This window comes from Thermodesulfobacterium sp. TA1 (assembly GCF_008630935.1).
Lineage (GTDB): Bacteria > Desulfobacterota > Thermodesulfobacteria > Thermodesulfobacteriales > Thermodesulfobacteriaceae > Thermodesulfobacterium.
This window is the reverse complement of sequence record NZ_CP043908.1, coordinates 899,999-923,767: the sequence shown is the minus strand read 5'-3', so window position 1 is coordinate 923,767 and position 23,769 is coordinate 899,999. Positions and strand designations below refer to the sequence as shown.

Genomic DNA, 23,769 nt, shown 5'->3' with positions numbered 1-23,769 from the left:
TAAAAGACAGGTAGATGAAAATTAAAGCCTTTATTCTTGCAGCAGGCTTAGGCACAAGACTCCGTCCCCTCACTGAAGAACTACCTAAGCCTCTTATTCCTTTATTAGGAAAACCTATCATCGAATACGTATTTAATAATATAATTAAGCTAAACCCTGAAGCTGTGGGGATAAACCTACATTACAAACCAGATAAAATTTTAGATTGGGCAAAAAGGTTTCCTTATAAAGGATGGTTATGTTTTTCTTATGAAGAATGCATTTTAGGTACCGGAGGAGGTTTAAAAAAAGCCAGCAAATTTTTAAAGGATGCCTTGTTTGTAGTGCATAACGCCGACATCCTTGCAGAAATAGATTTAAAAGAGGTTGTTAAGTTTCATTTAGAAAAAGAGGCTGTAGCTACTTTAGTGGTAAAACCTAATCCTTTAGCGAATAAAGTTTTCATAGACGAAGAAGGCAGGTTTTTAGGGGTTGAACCCTTTTATCCCCCTCAAAAGTTTTATCAAAAAACCGGGTTTACCGGTATAGCTGTTTATAGTTCTAAGTTTTTAGATTGCTTGCCTGAAGGTCCGTCTTCGGTTTTAGACGGATGGATAGAAGCCTTAAAAAAAGGCTGGCCTGTTTATACCTACGAATTAAAAGGGGTATGGTTTGACATAGGTAACCCTGCTTCTTATTTAAAAGCCCTTGTACATCTCTTAAGAATCCAAGGAGAAAACTTATATCTTTGTCCAGGGATAAATACAGACGGGGTTGAGTTTCAAGGCTATGTTTCGATAGAAGAGGCTTATCAGCTTAAAGAAGGAAGTTTTTTAGAAAACGTGGCAGTAATCTTCCCTGGGGGTAAAGTTTCAGGAAGTTTTAAAGATGGAATTTTAGGGAAAGATTTCTTTATCTCGGTCCCAAGGGAAGCATTTTTACAACCTTCTGAAGAAGGGTTTTTGATAGGATATGGAGGTTCTGACAGAAGATTTTATCGAAAAAACGGTTTAATTAAGATGAAGGTAGACCATATAGACGATGATTTTTTTAGAACGGTAGAATACCAAAAGTTTTTAAAGAAAAATGGAGTAAGGGTCCCTTCCATTTTAGGGGTTTATTCAGAGAAAAAAGAGATAATTTTTGAAGATTTAGGAGATCTATCCCTTTATACTTGGCTAAAAGGCAAGAAAAACCTAAATCTAATAAAAAATATGTATCAAGCCGTGCTCGATGAGGTGGTAAAGCTTCATACCATTCCTTTAGACCGTTCTTGCTTAAAAATGTTTAGGGTTTTTGATTATGCTTATTTCAGATGGGAAACCAATTATTTTAAGGAAAAGTTTTTAGAGGCTCTGGCAAAAATTTCGGTTAACCAAAAATTAGAGGAAGAGTTCGAACGGTTAGCAAAAACATCAGATAGTTTCCCTAAAAATCTGATACACCGAGATTTACAATCTCAAAACATAATGATCAAAAAAGGTCTTCCCTATCTTATAGATTATCAAGGAGCAAGGATAGGCCCTGCTGGTTATGACATAGCTTCTCTTCTTTGGGACCCTTATTATCGACTTGAAAAACAACTCAGAGAGGAGCTTTTGGAATACTATATAGAGACTCGCCAGAAAAAAGACCCAACCTTTGAAAAAGACATATTTTTAGCCAGCTTACCCTATTTAAGAGTGCAAAGGCATCTACAAGCCCTGGGGGCCTATGCCAATTTAGCCTTGTTTAAAGGAAAAAAATATTTTTTAAAATTTATTCCTCAAACCCTTGAATACCTAAAAGAAGAAGTAAAACTATTAAGACTTTTTCAGTTGGAAAACACGCTTAAGGATTTAGAAAAAGAAATGGTGGAGCCGGTGGGACTTGAACCCACGACCTCGTGAATGCCATTCACGCGCTCTCCCTCTGAGCTACGGCCCCAGATAAGGTTGAAACTTTTTATAAAATAACCTGTTTGTGTGTTTTGTCAATATCTAATCTTTTAAAATTTTTATTCCTCATTCTGGGCTTTTTTTAAGGTTAAATAGTCCTTTATCTCCTTTAAAAGTTGGGCAGGATTTTTAATAGGGTATTGGATATGGGTTATAATTTCCTCTAAAGAGACCCCTTTTACCGAAAGTCCGGCAAACTTTTCTTTTAATACCTCCGGGGTTTCTATAGGATATTTTAGTCCTTTAGATTTTTTAAGTACTAAATAAGCCCAAGGGATTTCTAAAGTTTTGGCTATGTCTTCTGCCACCACAGAACAATAATGTAGCAAGGTTTGGGCTTCATGACCTTGTTTAATCTCTTTGTAAGCTAATTTAGCGATACCTCCTGCGGTGTGAACCTTTAACTCTTTAACCTCTTCGTTAACCAATTCCTCAAAGGCTTTTATTTTTTGTAAAGCAAGCTCTGGGTCTGCCCTTAAGATATTTTTTACGGTGTTTTTAGTAAGCCCTACCTTTTCTGCGATTTCTTCGTCGGTTTTTACGTATTCTTCTTTTAAGACCACCACAAAGGCAGCCCTGGCTAAAGAGGGTAACCAAGTAAGGGTTCTAAACTCAGCAAGCTTGCTAAGACCACCTAAAAGGTCTATGGCTTTAAAAAACACACGACTAACCAAATGCTCTAACTCTGCCTCTGAAACGGTAGGACTACTTATTTGTATAACCATCGTTTCCCCCCCTTTTTTATTTTTGAGAAATAGGTTCCTTTATTACCACCAACCCGGTTTCAGTAATTTCAAGAAACCGGGTTTTGGTGTCATGACCACACATCCTGCAACCATCTATCCTAAACAGTCTTACTATCTCTCCTATTTCTTTTTTATACATTTTGGCTTTAAAACCCGAATCGATAAGCTCCTTAGCTAAAACCATCGTTCCATCAACTATATGACCCACGGCATATCCACCGGCAGCCTCAGCGGTAAGTTCTTCATGTCCACTTCTTTTTTGAGATACAAAAAGGGCTGTTTGATACCACTTTTTCATAAAATTATAAAGCCTTCTCACCACATTTCTGGCTAACATTTCTTTCGTCTCAAAAAGACCGGTTACTGAGTCTATGATCGTAAAGTTGGCTTTATAGGTTTGAATGGCATAAGCTAAGGTAGCTAAAAGGTCAGGGAGGCTTTCCCTAAGTTTGGTTGAAGAAGCAGCGTCTATAAGAATGAGATTGTCCTCAAAATCCTTAAAATTTAGGCCCATAGCATTAGCTCTAAGCTCTAAGGAAGCGGCTAAAAAATTAGCCGGAGTTTCTACCGTAATAAAAGCTACCTTTTCTCCTTTAGAAGCTTGTTTGACAGCAAATTGTTCTACCATTAAAGACTTCCCTGTATCAGAGACCCCGGTGATGTTAAAAACCGAATAAGCAGGAATTCCTCCTAAATGTTTTTTAACCAACTTGCCGTTTTCTGAAACCACTATATAAAAAAGGGGGTCAAGCCCTTCTATTCCTGTAGGAACACCGTAAAGTTTAGGTGCCTTTTTTAAAGCCTCTCCACCCTTATAGATGGATTTTAGATCAGGTTCCCCTATTCCGTAGAGATTCTCCTTTTTTTCTTGGGTCTTTTCCATCTTTTAACTCCTTACCGGTTTTTATAAAAAAATAAGTTTTATATTATTCTTTTTCAAGAAAGAAAAAACTTATTTAGCTAAGAAAATAGCAGAAAATAGAAATTTTTAAAATCTTTGGGGACATCTGGTGGTACCTCTTAAAACCTAAAGAGAAAAAAATACATGTATGAAAATATCTTAACCATACTTGAAATAAGAGCTCTTAGGTTTCATTTTTTTTGTGAAAAAAGTTTCATTTATATGGATTTCAATAGTAATAAGATTACTTTAAAAAAAAGTCCTTTAAGGTTGATTTTTTAGCAAAAAATGCTAAAGATTTAACTTGTTATTTGGTTAACTAAAATCATTAAGGGGGTTAACTATGGAGGTGTTTTTAGCGGTTTTTCCTCTTTTGGTGGTTTTTTTAGGGATGGTCTTTTTTCATCGCTCTGGAACCTTTGTTTCTATCCTTGGATGGGTGCTTGCGGTTTTGGTAGCGGTTGTTTACTTTAAGACCCCTTTTTTTGTGGCTTTAGGGGCTACTTATATGGGTATTGTCAAGGCCTTGGGCATAACCTTAGCCGTGCTTTTTACGATGTTTCTCATCTTTTTAATGAGAGAAACAGGGGACCTCAAAAATTTAATAGACTATATTAAAGGAATAGTAAAAACCAAGGAAGAACAAACCCTTTTTTTGGGAATGGGTTTTGGGTCCCTTAGTACTGCCCTTGGAATGGTTACCCCAGCGATGTTCCCCCCGATTTTCAGGATTTTAGGTTTTTCTCCAGTAGCTGCCATAGCTATCAGCATCCTTTGTTATGACCCGCTTACTTCTTTTGCCTTGTTTTCTATCCCGATTACCTTACCTGCTAAAGTAGCCCTTTCTTTTGGGATTAATCCTCCTGGTATAAATGGGCTTGAGGAATTTATCTGGGATTTTACGTTTAAAATCAGTCTTTTTTTACCTATAATTTCTCCTTTTTTTGCCTTTCTTATGATTTATACTGTGGGAGGTTGGGGTGCCCTTAGGAAAAACTTTTTACCTGGATTTTTATCTGGACTTGTCCTTTCCCTTTCTGCCCTCTTCTGTGCTTATACCAGAATTTTTCCTGTAGAAATCATAGGAGTAATTTCTGGTTTAGCTACGATGGTTTTTGTATATTTTTATTATAGGCTGAAAAACGTAAACGGACCAAGTAGCGAAGAGAGGGTACGTTTTAGTTTAGGTATTCTAAAATCGGTTTCCCCTTTTATCCTGCTTATAATCTTTTCTTTTATTGTAAACCTTGCTCCTATAAAAGCAAAGCTTGCCTCAGCCTTAGGAGATGCAGAGGTAATACATGTTTTTGCAGATAAAAAAGAAGACTTAAACATCCTTAGCAATGTATGGTTTTGGATTATGGTGGTTTCTATCTTTTCTATTTTTATACTTAGGCCTTCTTCAACTCAACTTAAAAACGCCTTTTTTCTCTGGATGAAACGTTCTTGGGGTCCGTTTTTAGCCTATTCTTTGTTTTTTGCCGTAGCCTTTATAATGGCCTGGTCTGCTATGGATGTAATCGATGGAAAACTCGTTCCTACACCTTATTTTAAGGACTACAACATGGACCGGTTGATAGCCCTTTTTCTTGCAAACACCTTAGGTGATTTATATCCAATTTCTGCACCTTTTTTGGGAGTTTTGGGGACCTTTGTAGGAGGAAGTTCTACTGCCTCTAACGTTCTTTTTGCCAAAATTCAGTGGGAGGCAACCCTTTCTACCGTAGGAGCCGGAGCCTTTATGTGGATTTACGCAGCCCATTCAGTAGGAGGTGGAATTGCTTCAGCCATAACTCCTGCTAAGATAACCAACGCAGCCGCTACCATCGGTGTAAAAGGTAAAGAAGAAGGACAGTTTATCAAAGCGGTCATTCTGCCAGTGCTTGCAATAACTTTAGTTTCTGGTATTTTAACGTTAATCTTTATAAAACTTTGGGGATAAACATGCAAACACCTCGCATAATAGTAACCGGCGGCGCTGGTTTTATAGGTTCTAATTTGGTGGAAGCCTTAAATCAAAAAGGAGAAGACCGTATCCTTATAGTCGACCATCTAAAAGAAAGCCCTAAGTGGAAAAACCTCTTAGGGCTTAAATTTTTAGACTATATCCAGAAAGATGAATTTTTAACCCGGATTGAACGAAACCATTTTAAAGAAGTTAAGGCTATCATTCATTTAGGTGCCTGTAGCGACACAACCGTTAATGATTTTGACTTCCTCTATAAAAACAACTACCTGTATTCCCAAAAATTAGCCCTTTTTTCTTTATCACATGGGATAACCTTTATCTACGCCTCTTCTGCCGCTACCTACGGTGATGGTTCTCTTGGCTTTTCTGATAACGAAGACCTTATCCCTAAGTTAAAGCCTTTAAACCCTTACGGATTTTCTAAACAGCTGTTTGACCTTTGGGTTTACTATAATGGACTTACTGACCAGGTGGTTGGCCTAAAATATTTTAACGTTTTTGGGGAAAAGGAGTTTCATAAAGAACAGATGAGAAGCGTTGTTTTAAAGGCTTACGAACAGATTAAAAAAGAAGGAAAGGTAAGACTTTTTAAGTCTTACCATCCTGACTATCCTGATGGAGGACAGCTACGGGATTTTATTTATGTAAAAGACGCAGTAGAAGTTACCCTTTTCTTTTTAGAAAACCCAAAAATAAAGGGAATTTTTAACGTAGGAACTGGTAAGGCTCGTTCTTTTAAAGATTTAGTCACCGCTGTGTTTTCAGCTTTAAACCTTCCGGTTAATATTGAATACATAGACATGCCAGAAAATTTGAAAAAACAATATCAATATTTTACTCAAGCAGACATTACCAAATTAAGAAAGGTAGGTTATAATAAAGAAATGTATACCCTTGAGGAGGCAGTAAAAAGCTACGTTTCTTGGCTAGAACGACAAAACCTTTTTAGCCTATGGGGATAGACTATCTATCAGAGTTTTTAAAAAAAATCTTTCGTATTCCTTCAAGATCCTCTAAAATATCTGAAATAGAAGAAGACATCAAAGAGGTTCTTGAAGACTATAAGGAAGAAAAGGTTGTTTCTGAGTTTGAAGAAAGACTTTTCTTAAACCTCATAAACCTTAAAGTCATAGAGGTAAGAGAAATCGTCATTAACAGACAAGAGCTGATAGGGTTTGATCTATCTTATAGCTGGGAAGAAATCTTAGAGATTCTTTCTCGTCATCCTTTTTCTTTTTATCCAGTATATCAGAACGTTTTAGACCATTTGGTAGGATATGTATCTCTAAGAGACCTTGTAAGAGGTATTAAACAAAAAACTTATATTTGGCAAGACTGGATCAAAAAGCCTCTTATCATACCTGAAACCCTCTCGCTTATGCAGGCTATAGAAAAAATGGTGGAAAAACAAGAAGAAGTAGCTTTTGTAGTAGACGAGCTTTCAGAGATAACCGGAATGATAAGGTTAAAAGACATTTTGTATGAAATCATAAAGCCCTCACCTTCTTGTCCATTACCAGACTCTCAAGGCTGGTTGTTAGTCCCGGGCACTTTTAAGATAAGAGAAATAGAAAAGTGCTTTGGGATAGAATTATCTAAAGGGGATTTTGAAACCATTTCCGGGCTCATTATAGAACATCTTAAGCGCATTCCAACCTCAGGAGAAAGAATTTTACTTCCCTCTTTAGAAGTAAAAATCATTCAATCAGACGGAAAAAAGATAGAACTTTTAAAGGTTAGAAAAAGAGATGAAAACCCTGCTGGATCTTAATCTGCTTTTGTCTTTTCTTTCAGGAATTTTTCTTACCTTAGCTTTTCCTAAATGGAATCTTTGGCTGGTAGCTTTTTTGGGGTTGATACCTCTTTTTTGGAGTTTAAGCTTAGCTAAAAGTTCTATTAAAGCCTTTATCTATGGTTTTGGGTTTGGTTTTTTTCATTTTACCACTTTGCTTTACTGGATAGTCTATACTTTAACTAAGTACGGAGGACTGAACCTTTTTTTTTCTATGTTTTTACTCCTTATTGTGTCGGCTTATCTTGCCCTTTTTTATGCCTTGGGATTAAGCATAGCCTATAGATGTCAGCTTTTTAACCAGCCTACGTTGGTAAAAGGTTTTTTAGTAAGTTTTGTCTGGGTAGGTATAGAATGGCTTAGGGCTAACCTTTTAACCGGTTTCCCTTGGGGTCAGATAGGTTATGTGGCTGCTAATTTTTCTCCTCTTTTACAACTGGCTGAAGTAGGCGGAGTTTGGGTGTTAAGTTTTTTTCTGGTTTGGGTTAATTACTTTGGCTTTTTGTTGTTAACCAAAACTACAGAAACTAAGAATTGTTTTAAGGTTTTGATAAACCCGCATACCTTGGCCTTTTGTTTCTTAACTGTTTTGCTCTTGTTTTCTGGTTTTTATCTAAAGGTACGCTGGGAAAAACTGGTTAAAGAAGAGACTAAAGAGTTTAAAATAGCCCTTCTTCAAGGAAACATTCCTCAAGAAATAAAGGAATCTAAACAGATAGAAATCTCGTTTCAGGTTTACAGAAACTTAGCTTTAAATGTCCTTAAAGAAAAACCAGACTTGATTTTGTTTCCTGAAACAGCTTTTAATTTTTATTTTCCCTATGAAACCAAACCTACCGCTGAACTTCTTCTTTTCCTTGATGAACTTAAAAATGAGGGGAAAAAGTTTAACTTGGTCCCTCGGGTGGTTTTTGGAACTTTTAGATTAAGCTATACCCAAGGTCAACCTAAGGCTTATAACAGTCTTATCGTCTGGGATGGTAAGGATTTTGTAGACTTTTATGATAAGGTAAAGCTTGTACCGTTTGGTGAATATGTTCCTTTATTAGAATATTTCCCGTTTTTAAAAAAGATTTCTGTAGTAACCGATGTTCTAAAACCAGGTTTTTCAAAAAATCTGTATCTACCTTTAGATAATGGGTTCATCAAGGCCACCCCTCTTATCTGTTTTGAAAGTGCCTTTGGTGAGATTTTAAGAGAAAGGCTAAAAGAAAACACCCAGTTGGTCTATATCGCTACCAATGATGCCTGGTTTGGTCAAACTTCAGCCCCTTATCAACATTTTCAGATGGCAGTAGTTAGAGCAGTAGAGGCAAGAAGGTTTACCGTTCAAGTAGCCAACTCTGGCATCTCAGGAATAATAGACCCAACCGGCAAAATCCTTACCCAAACCCCCCTTGAAAAAGAAGCTGTGATTACCCATACCGTAAAACCTCTTTATCAACCTACCCTTTTCACCAAGACCGGACCCATCCTTGGCATAGTCGGTTTTGGGATCTTGGCTTTGATGGGATTGGTTGTTATTCTTCCTCGCAGATATCTTCCCAACCTTTAAAACCCTGTGGTTTAAATCCTAAAAATAAAAGCAGTCTTTTAACAAAAAACCTAAGCAACTCTTCTAAGGTTTTAGGCCTTTGATAAAATGAGGGCATAGCCGGAAAAATGACCGCCCCTGCTTGTAGACAAACTTCCATGTTTTTTAAATGGATTAGGTTTAAAGGGGTCTCTCTTACTACCAGAACCAAGGTCTTTTTTTCTTTAAGCATAACGTCTGCCGCCCTTTGAAGCAGGTTTCTTGAAACACCATGGGCAATAGCCCCAAGGGTGCCCATACTACAAGGTATGATAACCATCCCAGAATACATAGAAGACCCACTCGCAGGACCTGCGGTAATTTCTGTCTCTTGATATACTCTTGAGGCTAAGTTTTTAAGTTCCTGCCAAGAAGTGTTCAGCTCTGTCTCCCAAACCTTTTTTCCTGCCTCGGTAATGATAACCTCTGCCCTAACCCCTAAGGTCCTTAATTCTTGAAGAAAAACCTTGGCATAAACCGCTCCACTTGCCCCTGTTATCCCTACTAAGTATTTTTTTTCCATTTTTCCGCACTTTTTTTGGCTATTTGGTCTACTTTTTCGTTAAAAAGGTCTCCGCTGTGGGCTAAAACTTTTTTAAAAGAAACCTTGTGTTTTTGAAGAAGGGCATCAAGCCTTTCCCAGAGTTCTCTGTTTTTAACCGGTTTTCCGTCTGATGTCTTATAACCTCTTTTTTTCCAGTTAGGAAGCCATTCTGTAGCTCCTTTGATTACATACTCTGAATCACAAAAAATCGTAATCTCTGTAGGCTCTTTAAAAACTGAAAGACCTTGAATTACTGCCTCAAGCTCCATTTGATTGTTTGTAGTAAAAAAAGCCCCTCCAGTAATAATATGTTCTTTATCATCTTCTAAAATCAAAACCGCCCAGCCTCCAGGCCCAGGATTCCCTAAACAAGCACCATCTACATAAACCTTAACCATAAAAACCTAAAGAGGGTTGACTGCTTTATAACCTTTTAAGCAGCCAACCCAATCAATCTTTTAGTTTTAAACCCTAAACTTTTCTACAGAGGCCTTAAGTTCATTACCCAGTTTGGCAACCTCTTCGGTGGTAGCAACCACCTGTTCTACTCCAGCCTCTAACTCTTTAGTAGCATCAGCAACGCTTCCTACATCCTTTGCCATAGCCTCAGCCGTTACACTCATCTCTTCTGTTGCAGAGGCTATGCTCTGTATCATCTCTTGCAGCCTCTCGGCGGCATCTGCTATCTTAGCTAAGATATTGGCAGCTTCTTCAGAAAGCTTAGCCCCGGTCTCTACCTTTTCACCGATTTCATCTACCTCTCTTTTAACCTCAGAAACCACACTTTTTATCTCTCTTATCGTATTTGCTATCTCATCGGTAGACTTGTTGGTTCTTTCAGCAAGCTTTCTTATTTCTCCTGCAACCACAGCAAAAGACTTACCGTGTTCCCCAGCCCTTGCCGCTTCAATCGTTGCGTTTAAGGCAAGAAGGTTTGTTTGTTCGGCTACGTCTTTTATAAACTCTATTACGTTTTCAATGGCTTTGGTTCTTTCTTCTAAGGTATACATAACCTCTTTAAGCTTATCTGCGGTTTTTTCGATAATCTTTACTTCAGAGGCGGTTTTTAAGGTATAGTTTTCTCCTTCTTTTGCAATTTCGGCGGTTTTTTTAGATTCTTCTAAGATGTTGGTTGTGTTTTTAGCGATGTCAACCACAGTTATGCTCATCTCTTCGGCGGCAGAGGCGATTTGGGTTGCCTTTTGGGTCTGGTGCTCAATGCTTGACTTAAACTGCTTGGTTATGGCTGAAAGCTCTTCGCTTGAGCCAGCAAGGGCAACCGATACATGCTTAACCTCTTCGATAAGGTTACGAATGGCTAAAAGAGACTCTTTTAAGTCTGCACTCATAAGTCCTATTTCGTCACGGCTGTCCACAGCAACCTCAACCGCAAGGTCTCCTTCTCTAACCCGAGAAAGAGCTTGCCTAAGCTTATCGATAGACCTTCTGATAGAAGTAGTAACCCCAAATACAACTGTTATAGAAATTAGTACAAAAACTATACCAAAAACAACCAAAACTACAAAAAGTCTTTTTATTATAGATAAAACTTCAGATGCTCCTTCTTCAGCAGCATCGCCGTAAAATTTAACCAATTCGTCAAGGCTTTTTTCTATGACATGGGTTTTGGGTATTACTTCTTTTTCATAAAAAGCTATAGCTTCTGCTGTATTGCCTGCTAAGACAAGCTCAAGCGCTTTGTTGGTGACCTCTCTGGCAGAAACTATAGCATCTTCTACGGCTTTTAAACGTTTTTTTCCCTCCTCTGAACGGGTAGTGGCTTTGAGAAAATCTATGGCTTTTTTATATTCTTCCCGGGCTTTAAGTATAGCGTTATAATACTCTTTTCTTTTTTCAGGATTATTTGCTAAAAAAAGTTTGGTTATATTATAATGAACTCCTACCATGGCTTCTCTTCTTACCTTAGCGGCTGCAGTGATTTTATCAGCCCTTTCGTCTAAATCCTTTACGTCTTTATTTATGATATAAAGAGAATACAAGGTAAAAAAAGAAATACAGCCTACGATTAATAAAATAATTCCAAAACCAGCAATCAATTTTTTAGTGATACTCCAGTTCTTAAACATAGGTTTCCCTCCTTTTCATTAAATTGTTAAAAGACTTATTTTTTTCCTAAACCAAACTCAACGATAAGGTCAAGCCCATCTCCCAAGCTATACAAGAAGGAAACCCTGGGGATTTTGCTTGGTATTTCTATTTTATGGTCTACTCCGGTAACGATAGAAGGGGTGGATCCTTCAAGCTTTAATCCAAACTTTTCAAGTTCCCTTCTAAAAACACCGCTTATCTGGTTGGTAAGCTCACCGGCGGCGTCAACCGCCTCTTTGTTAAGGTCTGTGGTTTCTTCCCCTAAGATGTTTTTCATAAACTCAAAGATGATGCCCTTGTTGTAGCTCACGATAAGAACCCCTTCGAGCTTGTCTGAGGCTAACCCTACGATTACTGAAACATCCTTAAAGCCTTCGTTGTCCTGCCTTACTTTGGTCTCTTTTAAAACCGGTGTTTTCATGAGATACATTCCGATAACCTCTTCTACAGCCTTTTTTACACAATCTGCGATAGCCTGAGCGTTCATCTTTTAAGCCCTCCTGTTATTAGGATTGGTTAATTTTTTAAACTTTTAAAGCTAAAGCAGTTTATCTACATCAAAGATAAGTAATATCTTATCAGGAAGTTGATATACGTTTTTTATGTATTCCTTAGAAATACCTTCCACTTTTTCTGGTGGTTTTTCTACCTTATCAAAGGGGACTTCTAAAATGTCTCCTATCCTTTCTACTACAAAAGATACTGGGGCCTCTCCTTCGTTTTTTATGATAAGGTTAATCGTAGGCTTAATCTGTTCTTTTAAGTTAACCCTTTTAGCAAGGTCCATCACCGTTACTATTTGGCCTCTTAAATTCATAATCCCTAAAATATAATCATCTGCTAAAGGAACCGGGGTTATTTCAGTATCTTTGTTTATCTCCATGATTAATTCTGCTGGGATTCCGCACAAAAAGTTGCCTAAATAAAAGGTAACAAAGGTTATCGTTTCTTTTACCGCCAACTTTTGATCTTTTTCCTTAGATAAAAGAACTTTTTCATCTTCTTTTTTTACAATATCCATATCTATTTACCTCCTTTTTAGCTTAAAAGCTGATTAATCCTTTCAAGCACCTGGTCTCTTTGAAGTTTTACTTCATAACCGTTTGCACCGAGTTCAAACACCTTCTTCTTAATGTCCTCTCCTGCAAGGGCGGTAACTACGATTACTGGAAGTTTGCTAAACTGTGGATTTGCCCTTAGTTCTTTTAACAGCTCAAAGCCGTCCATCTCAGGCATCTCAATGTCTGTTATTATTAAATCAAAGTGTGGGTCAATGTTTAATTTTTCTAAAGCTTCGCGTCCGTTTTCTACACAAACCACCTCAAACCCCATAGCAGAAAGGTAATTTTTCATCATATTTCTAAAGAAAGGTGAATCCTCTGCCAATAAAATCCTCTTAACATGTATTTCCTCTTCTTTTATTTTGACGATAAACCACTCTGGATCATACATTTCTATAACTTTATAAATGTCTATAAAAAGAACGGTTTTTCCGTCTATAATCTTATGTCCTAATATCCCAGGATGGTTATACAAACCTTCTTCTATTTCAAGGGTGGTTTCAAAAGTATCAACTACAGCCGAACAAAGGATAGCACAAGTCTTGTCTCTTTCGGTAAAGAAAAGGACGGTATACTGGTCTTGATAAGGAAGTCCTTGCAAAGGTAGGTAGTTTTCAAGTCTGATAACTGGAACCACCTTTTCTTCATAAAGAATAACCTCTTTTCCTCCTACAATCTGTAGTTCTTCTGCTTTTACTTTGTCAAGCCTTGAAATAAGGGCTATAGGTAATGCCAAACGGTCAGGTCCTACGTCAAAGAGAAGTAAGAAATAGGTTTCTTCTTTAGAGGTTTTGATGGTGACACCTTTCATGTCATGACGTTTCTCTACCTCTTCTACACTTAATCCTATATATTTAGAAAGTCCAACCACATCAAGTATTAACGCCAATGCACCATCACCCATGATGGTAGCACCTGAATAAACCGGTATATCTTTAAACCATTTTCCTAAGGGTTTTACCACGATTTCTTCAGAGTTTAAGATTTCATCAACCAGCAGTCCTAACACCCTCTCTCCAGTGGTTAAAATAACTAAATTTTTAGATAATCCATCTTTAGATACCCCATCACGAGACCCTTGTTTTAAGATTTCGGTTAATTTTAAGACTGGTATGATTTCTCCTCTTAGTCTATAAAACTCTGTATCTCCTACCTTAAGAAGGTCTTTTTCAGGGTCAATGCTAACCAGCTCTTTTAAATTAACCTGCGGAATAGCATAGCGCCAACCATGAGAAGTAACGATTAAAGCAGGGATAATCGCAAGGGTAAGAGGTATTTTAATCCTAACCGTAGTGCCTTTACCATAGATGGTATTTATTTCGATCGTTCCTCCTAATTTCTCGATGTTTGTTTTAACTACATCCATCCCGACGCCACGACCTGAGACTTGGGTAACCTTTTCAGCGGTAGAAAAGCCTGGCTTAAAAATAAGCTGCAGTAAATCGCTTTCTCGAGCTCTTTGAGCTTCTTCTAAGGTTAAAAAGCCTTTTTCTACCGCTTTCTTGCGGATTTTTTCAACATCTATTCCTCTTCCGTCATCTTCTATTTCTATGACCACTTGTCCGCCTTCTTGATAAGCCCTTAAATACAGGGTTCCTTCTTCTCTTTTCCCCATTTGAACCCTTAATTCAGGGGGCTCTATACCATGGTCTATAGCGTTTCTAACTAAATGGGTCAAAGGATCTTTGATGGATTCAATGATTGAACGGTCTAACTCGGTCTCTGTTCCCTCAAGATGAAGGTTTACTTTTTTTCCTAAGGATTTAGCAAGATCCCTTACAATCCTTGGGAACTTGTTAAAGACCATACCTATAGGCTGCATTCTCGTTTTCATGATGGTTTCTTGTATCTCAGTAGTAATCATGGAAAGAGCCTGAACGCTTCTGGTAAGGTCATCATCCAGTATTTTTTGTGCAAGCTGAACCACGCGGTTTCTGGCTAACACCAACTCTCCTGCTAAATTCATAAGGGTATCAAGAAGTTTTACGTCTACCTTGATATGAGTCTCTGTTAGCTCAACATGGGGGGTTGCAGTTTGAGGGATTTCTTTCTTCTCTTTTTCGCTGACAACTCTTTCCGCAACTGCTTTTTCTGCAACCGCTTTAGGTTCTTCCTCTTTTTTCTTTTCTTCTTCTTCTTCCTTATCTGTTTCTTCTTTAACCTCAACCTTTTCAACTTCTTGAGGGACTTCTTCGGTAGGTTCTTGTGCGTTAGGTTCTTGGGTTGTTTCTTGAGAAGGTTCTTGAGAGGCCTTTTGCATAGGTTCTTCTTTACCTTCTATCCTTTTTTTAAGCTTTTCTGTAAAGTTAGATAAGCTTACTAAAAACTCAAGTAGATTATCGTCTATAGGTTCTTCTTTTTGGGTTTCTAAATGTTGAACGATAAACTTTATCCAGTCAACCGCCTTAAGCAACATATCGATTATATCTTCTTCGGGTTTGAGAAGACCATCTCTGATTTTAGAAAGGATATCTTCTGAAAAATGGGCGATAGATTCCAGAGATTTAAAACCAAAAAACCCTGAAGCCCCTTTTAGCGAATGCATAGACCTAAAAAGAGAACGAATGACCTCTAAATTTTCCTTATCTTTCTCTAATTCAAGAAAACCTTCTTCTAAATTAGTTATTGCCTCTTTTGCTTCGACTAAGAAATCTTGTAAAATATCTTCATCAAATACCATCGTCTTACCTCCGTAGATAGTTTCCGTAAATAACTTATAAAAAAATTTTATTTGAAAAAATTTTTTTGTCAAACTTTAAGGATTATTTAATTTTTAATTGTTAGCTTGTTATAGTTTGTTTCTAACCTACTTTTTGAGAAAAAAGTGCCCTATTTTTAAAAATTTTTAAACATCCCCGTTTTCCTAAAAAGAAAGGAAGGTTGTTTGAGGTATGTCCTACAGGAAACCCATACCCTACTGGGAGATTTTTCTTTAAATAGGGTAAAACTTTTTCTAAGAGGGGTTTGACTTCTGATATTCCAAAGTCTCCTACAGCCAAACCTTTGATCTTTTCGGCCCCAACCGTAAAAATTATCTGAAGAAGCGCCCTTTCTATCCTGTAAGGTTTTTCTTTAGTTTCCTCTATAAAAAGAATAAAAGGTTCATCTACAGAAAAATAAGGGGTCCCGCACAGGCTGGCTAAAGTAATTAAGTTTCCTCCTAAAATCAAGCCTTCTGCCTCCCCCTCGATTAAAGCCCTTCCTTCTAAAATTCTTTCTTTCTTTTTTCTTAAAATCAAACCTAAAAGCTCTTTCCAAGCCTTTTCTTTTAAATAGTTTAGACTAACCACATTAGGAGCATGTATTCCAGTTTTTTTAAACCTTTTATATAAATAAAGATGAAGGGCAGTGATATCGCTAAAACCTATCAAACAAGGCTTAGGATAAAACTCAACATCCTTTTCTAAAAACCCATCTAAATAAGGAAAAAGCTTAACGCACCCAAAACCACCTCTTACTGCCCACAGATAGTCCAAAGAGGTATCTTTTAGCAGGGAAAAAAGTTCTTTAGCTTTTTGATAGGGGGTTTTTGAGGTAAACTCAACCAAGGAAAAAACTTCAAGCCCAGCGTTTTTAAGAAATGCTAAGGCTTTTTCGTATTCTTCGAGGTCAGGAAGACTTGCCGGAGCAAAAATGGCTATTTTAACCGATTTTTCCATAGAAAATAAAGCCCTTCCAGGGTAAGATAGGGGTCTATTTTTTCTATCGTGGTAGTAAGAGGAACTAAAAACTTAGCTAAACCTCCAGTAGCTATAACCTTAGGATTGCTACCCATTTCTTCAGAAAGTTTTTTTACTAAGGTATCAGTAAGCCCGGCAAAACCGATTAAAAGCCCGCTTTTTAAGGCTGAGACAGTATCTTTGCCGATAACCTGTGAAAGAGGCTCGCTTAGGTCTATTTTGGGAAGTTTAGCTGTGCCTTTAAATAAAGCCTCGGTAGCGATAAAAATTCCTGGAGCGATTGCACCGCCAAGGTAGACCCCGGTAGAAGAGATACAATCAAAGGTTATGGCTGTACCAAAATCAACTATAATCAAAGGACCTTTATATTTTTCCCATCCTGAAAGCGCATTAACTAATCGGTCTGCCCCAACCTCGCAAGGATAAAGGAGGTCTAAAGGAATGTTTACGGTCTCATGATTTGCTATCAATACCTCTTTAGCTAACCATCTTCTACCTAATTCAACCCACCAGTTTAAAACAGGAGGAACCACACAGGCTATCGATAAACCTTTTATGTCTTTAAGGGGTATCTGATAGAGGTCTAAATAGGCTTTTAGTTTTACCAATAATTCTTCAGCTGAAACGGGAACTTCGGTTTTAAAACTAAAAAGGGCTTTTAGCTGTCCGTTTTCTGCAAAAAAACCACAGGTGGTAGCGGTGTTGCCTATGTCAACAGTAAGAAGCATAGCCTTTCTAACCTCCTTTAGCCAGGTTTTTTAACAGCCAACAAACCCAGGTTTGAGAAGTTTTCCTTATAAGTAATTGTAAAGGAAGGTTTGCAACCTTTTCTAAGAGTTCTTTTTCCATTTCTTCGTTAAACCCTGAAAGGAGATAATACTTTGCCTGCCAAAAATGTTGGTTTTCAAAAAGTTTAAGCAAAAGAAGGCGGTAAAGGTTTCCAAGGACTACTTCAGACTCTATCGGTAAAAGGTCTAAGATGTTCCCTTGTTTTAGTGTGGCTTGGTCTAACAGATTGTTTAAGCGCAGATTGTGTTGGGTAACCTTTACACAAAGAGGGTTTAAGTCAACCGCAAAGACCTTAGCACCAAGCTTTGCCCAAAAAAGGGTTAAAATCCCGCTTCCACAACCTATGTCTAACACGGTTTTAGGTCTGTCAAAGCGATCATAAAGCTCCCAACTCAACTCAAGCATCATAGAGGTTGTAGGATGTCTCCCTTCCCCAAAAACCACGCTTGGGTCAAATACTAAATCCCAGTTTCCTTCAACCCAAACAGGTGCTATAGTAAGATTACCTATTTTAATAGGTTGGGGGAATCTGTTTTCAATCCATTGGTTATAAGGGATAACATCTTTTGCATAAACTTTCAAACTGTACCGATTAATAAGCTTTTCTATCAGCTCGTCTTTAGGACAGTGAAAAAAGAGAATCGCCATCCCGTCTTCTTCCCAAAGACCTATAAAATCTTCATCTTCGAGTTGGGTTAATTTGGGATGCGCAGGTTTTAAAACGTATACATAAAGGTCTTTGTAGATCTTATGTTTGCCTTTTAGCATGTTTATCTAAAATCTTTCCCTAAAATTTTAAATTTGTATTTTAAGAACCTTTTTATCCTTATCAACCTAAAAATTCAAAAAACAAAATCACCACCAGGTTTAGCATCAAGAAAGTGATTAGCGTTAACCTAATTTTTAACCAATGTTTTTTAAAAACATACCTTCCTGAGAACGCCTCCTGCAAAAAACAGACCCTTTCAAAAATACCATAATGATGCCAGCTTTTTCGGTAGAGTTGCCCAGAAACCTCACCTATTTTTATAAGAGAAGAGATTATCCCTTTTGGATTTCCAAGAATTTTTAAGGCATAAAAATCAGCCTCTCTCTCAAACTGCCTTAAAAAATAACCAAAAACATACCTTACATAAAGGTAAGCCAAAAAAACTATTCCCAAAACTCCTAAGGTCTCTACAAAATAAGGAGGTAGCCTTTTTAAATAGGCTTCAAAACCCAATCCTAAAAATTGATTTAAAAATAAAAGTATAAAAAAAATTGAGGTTAAAAACAAAGGAAGTCCTATCAAAACCAAAAGCAACCATAATCCATGTCTATTTTTTATATGTCCAAGTTCATGGGCTAAAACCCCTAAAAGTTCTTCTTCGTCTAAAAGGTCTAATAAAGGCTGAGAGAAAAAGATATACCTAAACTTAGGGAAAAAACCTATAACCCCGGCGGTATAAACCTTTTTTCCAAAGTCTTGAAGCACATAAATCTCTCTTATCGTAACCTTAAAGGTTTTAAAAAACCCTAAAACCAATTCTCTGGCCTTTAAGTTGGTTAACACTTTTACCGGAAAAAATTTTATCATCATTACCGGAGAAAGAAACAATGCCACTATTAACAACAAAGGATAAGTATAACTTTCTAACCTAAGGTTAAAAATGGCTAAAACTTCTTCGGTGAAGACCAAAAAAAGGATCGGGCTCATCATACCAAGAAGTATTTTTAAATAGGTCAAAGAAAATTCAAAAAGAAAAACTCTTACAAAAACTACGTAATGTAAAAACCACAAAAACCCTAAAAAAGATGAAAAATAATATCGAGATAACCACGATTTAACCCCAAACAGACCAAGGTCAACCACAAATAAACCCATTACTAAAAGATTAAAAAAATTAAACATCACAATAGAAAATTCTTTAGACCTCAAAAATTTTTTACAAAATAGAAGGGTTAAAACAAATAAAATTTCTTTGAGAACTAAAAAAGAAATAGGAAAACTAAAGGAGGTTTCAGGAAAAAGTTCAAAAAGAAGAAATCCTACCCAAAGATAGATAAGGTCTTCATAAAACACTTAAGCTTGCCCTTTCGGATAGGAGCCTAACCAAATTACCTGCAGACAGTGGTTTTTCATCTCTTCTATACATTCTTTAACCGCCGGTTCTTCAATATGACCTTCACAATCAAGAAAGAAAATGTATTTCCAAGGTTCGTTTTTAGAAGGTCTACTTTCTATTTTAGTAAGGTTTATCTTTCTTTTGGCAAAACAACCTAAAACCTCAAACAAAGCACCTGGTCTGTCTGAAACACTAAAAATAAGAGAAGTTTTATCTTTACCAGTAAAAGGCATTTCTTCTTTTCCTATAATCCAAAATCTGGTGGAATTGCCTTTTATGTCTTCTATGTTTTTAGCCACCACCTGAAGATGATAGAGCTTAGCTGCCATAAGGCTTGAGATAGCAGCCACCTTTTCATCTACCGCCGCCCATTTAGCCGCAAGCGCGGTTGAAGGCACTGTATCCACAGGCACATTAGGTAGCTTTTTTCTTAGCCATTTTCTACATTGAGCTATAGCCTGTGGATGAGAAAGCACCTTTTTTATATCCTCAAGCCTACCTGTTTGATTTAACAAATGGTGAGAAATAGACTGGTAAATCTCTCCGCAGACCTTTAATCCATACTCATAAATAGCATCAAGGGTGGTAGCCACAACCCCTTCGATAGAGTTTTCTATCGGCACCACACCAAACTTAGCCCTCTCACTTGAAACCTCTTCAAAAACATCTAATATGGTTTCTACTGGAATAAGCTCAGCAGAAGTCCCAAAATATTCTAAGGCTGCTATATGGCTAAAGGTAGCTTCAGGTCCAAGATAGGCTACTTTAATCTTTTCTTGAACGCTTCTACAAGCCTTTATAATTTCAGAATAAATAACCTTTAAGGCTTCTTCTGGGAAAAGTCCTTGATTCTGTTTAAGAACTCTGGTTAAAACCTCTCTTTCTCTAATAAGGTCTAAACTTTGGGACCCAAGTTCCTCTTTTAGCTTACCTATGGTTTTGGCTAATTCTAAACGCTTTTTTAACAGGAAAAGAATCTGGTCGTCTATTTTATCTATCTTATGCCTTAGTTTTTTAAGGTCTTCTTTATTCATCTGAAGAAAGATTTAATCTTAAAGCCCTTAAAAGTTTAGCCCTAACTTTAAGGTTGTCTTTTTTATCAAAACATTCTTTACATAAGTAGGCACCTCTACCTTCGAGCTTTTGCTCTGGGTCAAAAACAAGGTTGCCTTTTTGGTTTGTAAACCTAAAAAAATCGGTCTTAGGCGCCCTTTTTTTACAAAAAACACAGGTTCTTTCAGGAATATGTCCTTTTTTAACCAACTTGTTCTTTTTTAGCTTTTTCTAAAATTTGCTCTACCTGGTCTAAACTTAATTTGGTAAGTTCTGCTATTTTTTCGGCAGGGGTTTCTAAGAGAGTTTTTAGGTCTTTTATACCTGCTTCGTATAAATAGCCGGCTACTTCGTCTGAAAGACCTGTTACTTTAATAAGTTTCAAAAACTCCGGTTCTTGCCTTCTTAAAAATTGGGTTTCACTTAAAATGTCTATTTTCCAACCTACTAGCTTAGATGCAAGCTTAACGTTTTCTCCTTTTTTTCCTATCGCAAGGGATAACTGGTCATCAGGGACTACTACCTCTAACAACTTGCTTTTTTCATCTACTATTACCTTGCTACACTCCGCAGGGGCTAAGGCGTTGTAAACAAACTTAGCTGGGTCAGGGTCCCACAGCACCACATCTATCTTTTCTCTATATTCTCTTTTATCGGCTTTAGAAGCCAAGTTTATTTCCTCTAAAACTATCGAAATACGAGAACCTCTAACTCCTATGCAAGCTCCTACAGGGTCTATGTTTGGGTTATTAGAGGTAACCGCTATTTTTGTCCTTGAACCAGGTTCTCTGGCTACAGATACGATTTTTACAATCCCTTCTTGTATTTCAGGGACCTCCTTTTCAAAAAGTTTTTTTACAAAGGCAGGATGAGAACGAGAAACTACCAACTGAGGTTCTTGTTGTCTGTAAACCTCTATCAACAGAGCTTTTAGACGGTTTCCTCTAATGTATTTTTCTCCAGGAACTTGTTCTTCTTCAGGAAGAAGGGCCTCTGCTCTGCCTACAGCCAAAATTACCCCTCTTTTGTCAAACCTGTGAACATATCCACTTACAATGTCTCCAAGTTTATGCTTAAACTCTTCATAAACAATCTGTTTTTCCGCCAGTCTTACTTTTTGGGAAAAAAGCTGCTTTACTATCTGAGCAGCGATCCTTCCAAGTTCTTGCAGTTCTATTTTTTCTCCTATAAGGTCTCCTATCTTAGCCTCTATTCCCATTTTTTGTAAATCTTCTAAAGCTACTTCTGTTTCCGGATTAGAGACTTGGGATACTACCTCTTTTAGCTTGTAAATGTCTATCGTTCCGGTCTCTTCGTCGTATTTTACCTCTATTTTAACTTTGTTGCCGAATTTCTTTTTCGCTGCTGTCTTTATACCTTCTAACAGAGCTTCAATCAATACCTCTTTAGAAAGTCCTTTTTCCTTACTTAAAGCCTCTATAACCTTTTTAAGGTCTCCCTGCTGCATAAAGGTGTACTCCTTTTTTAAAATTTTAACTCTGGCTGGAGATTAGCTTTTTTAACCTCGTTTAAAGGCAACCTCCAAACCTTTTGGTCTATTTCTAACAATAAAAAGTCTTCTTCTATTCCTAGAATAATCCCTGAAAAATTTTTACGCCCTTCTAAAGGGGTTTTGAGGACCACCTTAGCTTTTTCTCCTCGAAATCTTTCAAAATCCTCTTTTTTGACCAACGGTCTTTCTATCCCTGGAGAAGAGACTTCTAAATTGTATGAACGATGAATAAGGTCTTCTTTATCTAAAATTTTACCAACCATTTCACTAACTTTGGCACAATCTCCTATCGTAACCCCTCCAGGTTTGTCTATAAACAACCTTAAAACCCAACCGTTTCTTTCCCTTCTCCATTCAAGGTCTACCAATTCTAAACCTTTTTTTATAATAGGTATCTCAACCAGCTCCCTAATCTTTTCTTTTAAGTCTTTTTCTATCATAATAGCCTTAAAAATAAAATAAGAGCGGGCGACGGGATTCGAACCCGCGACCCCCAGCTTGGGAAGCTGGTGCTCTACCCCTGAGCTACGCCCGCTTTTTAAACTTTTTAATAAAAAATATTATAAATTATTTCTTCAGTTTGACAAGTTTGTTTTTAAAAAATTAGAAATGTTTGAGGTATTTTGTTTTAACCATGAAACTTTTGGATATAACTTTGATAGGATTTGCTTTAGAAATTTTTATGGTATAATTTAAAATTTGGGAAAAAAATTAGGAGGTCTGTGATGCCCACCTTGGTTGTGGTTGGAACTCAATGGGGAGATGAAGGAAAAGGAAAAGTGGTTGATGTGCTTACTGAGCAAGCGGATTTTGTAGTAAGGTTTCAAGGAGGAAACAACGCAGGGCATACTTTAGTGATAAATCAAAAAAAACATATTTTACATCTTATCCCTTCTGGTATTTTTAGACCTAACACGATTTGTGTTATCGGAAACGGGGTGGTTGTTGACCCTGAAGTTTTGATAAATGAAATAGAAAAGCTTAAGAAGGAAGGAGTAGATATCTCTCCTAACAAACTGATAATTAGCGAAAAGGCTCAAACTATCATGCCTTATCATAAAGCTTTAGATATAGCCAGAGAAACTAAGGCTGCCCAAAACAAAATAGGCACAACCTGTAGAGGTATAGGCCCTTGTTATGAAGATAAAGTGGCAAGAAAGGGTTTTAGATTGATAGACCTTACCTATCCTGAAACCTTTAAAGAAAAGCTTAAAAAATTTTTAGAGGAAAAAAATTTTTTATTAAAGTATCTTAATGCAGAACCATTAAGGTTTGAAGAAATTTATGAAAAATACGTAGCCTTTGGAGAATATCTAAAACCTTATCTTACAGATGTTTCTCAAGTATTATGGAACGCCCAAAAGTCTGGAAAAAACATCCTCTTTGAAGGGGCTCAAGGTACTTTTTTAGACATAGACCATGGCACCTATCCTTATGTGACCTCTTCTAACACCATAGCAGGTAATGCTTGCTGTGGAAGCGGTTTAGGTCCTACTGAAATTAATTCTGTATTAGGAATAGTTAAAGCTTATACCACCAGAGTAGGAGAAGGTCCTTTTCCTACAGAACTTCACGATGAACTGGGAGACATTTTAAGAGAAAAAGGAGGAGAATACGGCGCAACTACAGGTAGACCGAGAAGATGTGGTTGGTTAGATTTAGTTATGGTAAAAACTGCACTAAGGTTGAACGGCCTTACTAATTTAGCCGTTACTAAACTTGATGTGCTTTCAGGGTTGAAAACCATAAAACTTTGTATAGGTTATAAGTGTGAAGGAGAAGTTATCGACTTTTTCCCTTCAGATCTTGAAAAACTTAAAAAGGTGGAACCTGTTTATCAAGAGCTACCTGGTTGGGAAGAAGACATTAGTCAAGTTAAAAACTTTAAAGAACTTCCAGAGTCGGCTAAAAATTATATAAAATTTATAGAAAACTATCTACAAGTTCCGATAGCTCTTTTATCGGTTGGACCTGAAAGAGAAAGCTGTTTTCTGTTGAAAAATCCTTTTAATACATAG

At 37.1% G+C, this 23,769-nt stretch carries 22 protein-coding genes and 2 tRNA genes; 6 read left to right on the top strand and 18 right to left on the bottom strand.

Annotation, left to right across the window (positions count from 1 at the left end):
• Window positions 1–14: 14 nt before the first annotated feature.
• Complete coding sequence (locus tag F1847_RS09535) at window positions 15–1,868, top strand: sugar phosphate nucleotidyltransferase (RefSeq protein ID WP_370516789.1); 1,854 nt, start codon at window positions 15–17, stop codon at window positions 1,866–1,868.
• Here the strand turns inward: F1847_RS09535 and F1847_RS04720 are convergent.
• From F1847_RS04720 to F1847_RS04710, 3 genes are all read right to left on the bottom strand, one after another.
• A tRNA-Ala gene (locus tag F1847_RS04720) sits at window positions 1,831–1,905 on the bottom strand. The two genes, F1847_RS09535 and F1847_RS04720, sit on opposite strands and share 38 nt — an antisense overlap.
• A gap of 70 nt (window positions 1,906–1,975) precedes the next feature.
• Window positions 1,976–2,641 carry a bacterio-opsin activator gene (locus tag F1847_RS04715; protein ID WP_150071941.1) on the bottom strand — a complete coding sequence of 222 codons (666 nt, stop codon included), beginning with the start codon at window positions 2,639–2,641 and terminating at the stop codon, window positions 1,976–1,978.
• 16 nt (window positions 2,642–2,657) lie between these two features.
• Window positions 2,658–3,545: a KaiC domain-containing protein gene (locus tag F1847_RS04710; RefSeq protein WP_150071940.1), complete on the bottom strand. Its 888-nt coding sequence runs from the start codon at window positions 3,543–3,545 to the stop codon at window positions 2,658–2,660.
• Window positions 3,546–3,906: 361 nt separating this feature from the next.
• On the opposite strand from F1847_RS04710, the gene F1847_RS04705 reads away from it, so the two are divergent.
• Genes F1847_RS04705 through lnt form a run of 4 tightly spaced genes read left to right on the top strand, consistent with a single transcriptional unit; the run spans window position 3,907 to window position 8,879 of the window.
• Entirely contained in the window at window positions 3,907–5,505 is a 1,599-nt protein-coding gene (locus F1847_RS04705) for an L-lactate permease (protein ID WP_150071939.1), read from the top strand.
• A gap of 2 nt (window positions 5,506–5,507) precedes the next feature.
• Window positions 5,508–6,494 (top strand): ADP-glyceromanno-heptose 6-epimerase, encoded by a 987-nt coding sequence (gene rfaD / locus F1847_RS04700; RefSeq protein ID WP_150071938.1) that lies wholly within the window; start codon window positions 5,508–5,510, stop codon window positions 6,492–6,494.
• A complete protein-coding gene (locus F1847_RS04695) occupies window positions 6,485–7,303 on the top strand; it encodes a transporter associated domain-containing protein (protein WP_150071937.1) in 819 nt (272 codons plus the stop codon). The genes rfaD and F1847_RS04695 overlap by 10 nt, the downstream gene beginning before the upstream one ends.
• Window positions 7,281–8,879 carry an apolipoprotein N-acyltransferase gene (gene lnt, locus F1847_RS04690; RefSeq protein ID WP_150071936.1) on the top strand — a complete coding sequence of 533 codons (1,599 nt, stop codon included), beginning with the start codon at window positions 7,281–7,283 and terminating at the stop codon, window positions 8,877–8,879. The genes F1847_RS04695 and lnt overlap by 23 nt, the downstream gene beginning before the upstream one ends.
• Here lnt and F1847_RS04685 read toward each other — a convergent pair.
• The 15 genes from F1847_RS04685 to F1847_RS04615 all read right to left on the bottom strand — a co-directional run bounded on the left by F1847_RS04685 (window position 8,845) and on the right by F1847_RS04615 (window position 22,286).
• Entirely contained in the window at window positions 8,845–9,420 is a 576-nt protein-coding gene (locus tag F1847_RS04685; protein ID WP_150071935.1) for a UbiX family flavin prenyltransferase, read from the bottom strand. The genes lnt and F1847_RS04685 overlap by 35 nt on opposite strands.
• Window positions 9,402–9,839 (bottom strand): ribonuclease HI, encoded by a 438-nt coding sequence (gene rnhA / locus F1847_RS04680; RefSeq protein WP_150071934.1) that lies wholly within the window; start codon window positions 9,837–9,839, stop codon window positions 9,402–9,404. Before rnhA ends, F1847_RS04685 begins: the two co-directional genes overlap by 19 nt.
• Before the next feature lie 66 nt (window positions 9,840–9,905).
• Complete coding sequence (locus F1847_RS04675; RefSeq protein ID WP_150071933.1) at window positions 9,906–11,528, bottom strand: methyl-accepting chemotaxis protein; 1,623 nt, start codon at window positions 11,526–11,528, stop codon at window positions 9,906–9,908.
• Window positions 11,529–11,563: 35 nt separating this feature from the next.
• Window positions 11,564–12,037 (bottom strand): chemotaxis protein CheX, encoded by a 474-nt coding sequence (locus F1847_RS04670; RefSeq protein WP_150071932.1) that lies wholly within the window; start codon window positions 12,035–12,037, stop codon window positions 11,564–11,566.
• A 51-nt stretch (window positions 12,038–12,088) separates the two neighbouring features.
• Complete coding sequence (locus F1847_RS04665) at window positions 12,089–12,571, bottom strand: chemotaxis protein CheW (protein WP_150071931.1); 483 nt, start codon at window positions 12,569–12,571, stop codon at window positions 12,089–12,091.
• A gap of 17 nt (window positions 12,572–12,588) precedes the next feature.
• The gene (locus tag F1847_RS04660; protein ID WP_150071930.1) at window positions 12,589–15,291 is read right to left on the bottom strand and encodes a chemotaxis protein CheW; all 2,703 of its coding nucleotides are present in this window, start codon (window positions 15,289–15,291) and stop codon (window positions 12,589–12,591) included.
• Window positions 15,292–15,412: 121 nt separating this feature from the next.
• Window positions 15,413–16,270: an LD-carboxypeptidase gene (locus tag F1847_RS04655; RefSeq protein WP_150071929.1), complete on the bottom strand. Its 858-nt coding sequence runs from the start codon at window positions 16,268–16,270 to the stop codon at window positions 15,413–15,415.
• Window positions 16,249–17,019, bottom strand: a complete 771-nt coding sequence (locus F1847_RS04650) for a type III pantothenate kinase (RefSeq protein ID WP_150071928.1) — start codon at window positions 17,017–17,019, stop codon at window positions 16,249–16,251. The genes F1847_RS04655 and F1847_RS04650 overlap by 22 nt, the downstream gene beginning before the upstream one ends.
• Window positions 17,020–17,026: 7 nt before the next feature.
• Window positions 17,027–17,848, bottom strand: a complete 822-nt coding sequence (locus F1847_RS04645) for a 50S ribosomal protein L11 methyltransferase (protein WP_150071927.1) — start codon at window positions 17,846–17,848, stop codon at window positions 17,027–17,029.
• Between the two features lie 61 nt (window positions 17,849–17,909).
• Window positions 17,910–19,142 carry a M48 family metallopeptidase gene (locus tag F1847_RS04640; RefSeq protein WP_150071926.1) on the bottom strand — a complete coding sequence of 411 codons (1,233 nt, stop codon included), beginning with the start codon at window positions 19,140–19,142 and terminating at the stop codon, window positions 17,910–17,912.
• On the bottom strand, window positions 19,143–20,219 hold the full coding sequence (gene pheA / locus F1847_RS04635) for a prephenate dehydratase (RefSeq protein WP_150071925.1): 1,077 nt from the start codon (window positions 20,217–20,219) through the stop codon (window positions 19,143–19,145). It abuts the gene before it with no gap.
• Window positions 20,212–20,448, bottom strand: a complete 237-nt coding sequence (locus tag F1847_RS04630; protein ID WP_150071924.1) for a YlxR family protein — start codon at window positions 20,446–20,448, stop codon at window positions 20,212–20,214. The genes pheA and F1847_RS04630 overlap by 8 nt, the downstream gene beginning before the upstream one ends.
• Window positions 20,441–21,706, bottom strand: a complete 1,266-nt coding sequence (nusA, locus tag F1847_RS04625; protein WP_150071923.1) for a transcription termination factor NusA — start codon at window positions 21,704–21,706, stop codon at window positions 20,441–20,443. Before nusA ends, F1847_RS04630 begins: the two co-directional genes overlap by 8 nt.
• Before the next feature lie 17 nt (window positions 21,707–21,723).
• Window positions 21,724–22,191, bottom strand: a complete 468-nt coding sequence (rimP, locus tag F1847_RS04620) for a ribosome maturation factor RimP (RefSeq protein ID WP_150071922.1) — start codon at window positions 22,189–22,191, stop codon at window positions 21,724–21,726.
• A 23-nt stretch (window positions 22,192–22,214) separates the two neighbouring features.
• Window positions 22,215–22,286 (bottom strand) — tRNA-Gly (locus tag F1847_RS04615).
• 190 nt (window positions 22,287–22,476) lie between these two features.
• On the opposite strand from F1847_RS04615, the gene F1847_RS04610 reads away from it, so the two are divergent.
• On the top strand, window positions 22,477–23,769 hold the full coding sequence (locus F1847_RS04610; protein WP_150071921.1) for an adenylosuccinate synthase: 1,293 nt from the start codon (window positions 22,477–22,479) through the stop codon (window positions 23,767–23,769).

Coding starts and splice junctions, on each gene's coding strand:
- F1847_RS04660 (WP_150071930.1), bottom strand. CDS start 15,291: ATGGTATTTGATGAAGATATTTTACAAGATTTCTTAGTCGAAGCAAAA.
- F1847_RS04650 (WP_150071928.1), bottom strand. CDS start 17,019: ATGCTTCTTACTGTTGACATAGGCAACACCGCTACCACCTGTGGTTTT.
- rfaD (WP_150071938.1), top strand. CDS start 5,508: ATGCAAACACCTCGCATAATAGTAACCGGCGGCGCTGGTTTTATAGGT.
- F1847_RS09535 (WP_370516789.1), top strand. CDS start 15: ATGAAAATTAAAGCCTTTATTCTTGCAGCAGGCTTAGGCACAAGACTC.
- rnhA (WP_150071934.1), bottom strand. CDS start 9,839: ATGGTTAAGGTTTATGTAGATGGTGCTTGTTTAGGGAATCCTGGGCCT.
- F1847_RS04665 (WP_150071931.1), bottom strand. CDS start 12,571: ATGGATATTGTAAAAAAAGAAGATGAAAAAGTTCTTTTATCTAAGGAA.
- F1847_RS04705 (WP_150071939.1), top strand. CDS start 3,907: ATGGAGGTGTTTTTAGCGGTTTTTCCTCTTTTGGTGGTTTTTTTAGGG.
- F1847_RS04695 (WP_150071937.1), top strand. CDS start 6,485: ATGGGGATAGACTATCTATCAGAGTTTTTAAAAAAAATCTTTCGTATT.
- F1847_RS04685 (WP_150071935.1), bottom strand. CDS start 9,420: ATGGAAAAAAAATACTTAGTAGGGATAACAGGGGCAAGTGGAGCGGTT.
- F1847_RS04655 (WP_150071929.1), bottom strand. CDS start 16,270: ATGGAAAAATCGGTTAAAATAGCCATTTTTGCTCCGGCAAGTCTTCCT.
- rimP (WP_150071922.1), bottom strand. CDS start 22,191: ATGATAGAAAAAGACTTAAAAGAAAAGATTAGGGAGCTGGTTGAGATA.
- lnt (WP_150071936.1), top strand. CDS start 7,281: ATGAAAACCCTGCTGGATCTTAATCTGCTTTTGTCTTTTCTTTCAGGA.
- F1847_RS04670 (WP_150071932.1), bottom strand. CDS start 12,037: ATGAACGCTCAGGCTATCGCAGATTGTGTAAAAAAGGCTGTAGAAGAG.
- F1847_RS04610 (WP_150071921.1), top strand. CDS start 22,477: ATGCCCACCTTGGTTGTGGTTGGAACTCAATGGGGAGATGAAGGAAAA.
- nusA (WP_150071923.1), bottom strand. CDS start 21,706: ATGCAGCAGGGAGACCTTAAAAAGGTTATAGAGGCTTTAAGTAAGGAA.
- pheA (WP_150071925.1), bottom strand. CDS start 20,219: ATGAATAAAGAAGACCTTAAAAAACTAAGGCATAAGATAGATAAAATA.
- F1847_RS04675 (WP_150071933.1), bottom strand. CDS start 11,528: ATGTTTAAGAACTGGAGTATCACTAAAAAATTGATTGCTGGTTTTGGA.
- F1847_RS04710 (WP_150071940.1), bottom strand. CDS start 3,545: ATGGAAAAGACCCAAGAAAAAAAGGAGAATCTCTACGGAATAGGGGAA.
- F1847_RS04645 (WP_150071927.1), bottom strand. CDS start 17,848: ATGCTAAAAGGCAAACATAAGATCTACAAAGACCTTTATGTATACGTT.
- F1847_RS04715 (WP_150071941.1), bottom strand. CDS start 2,641: ATGGTTATACAAATAAGTAGTCCTACCGTTTCAGAGGCAGAGTTAGAG.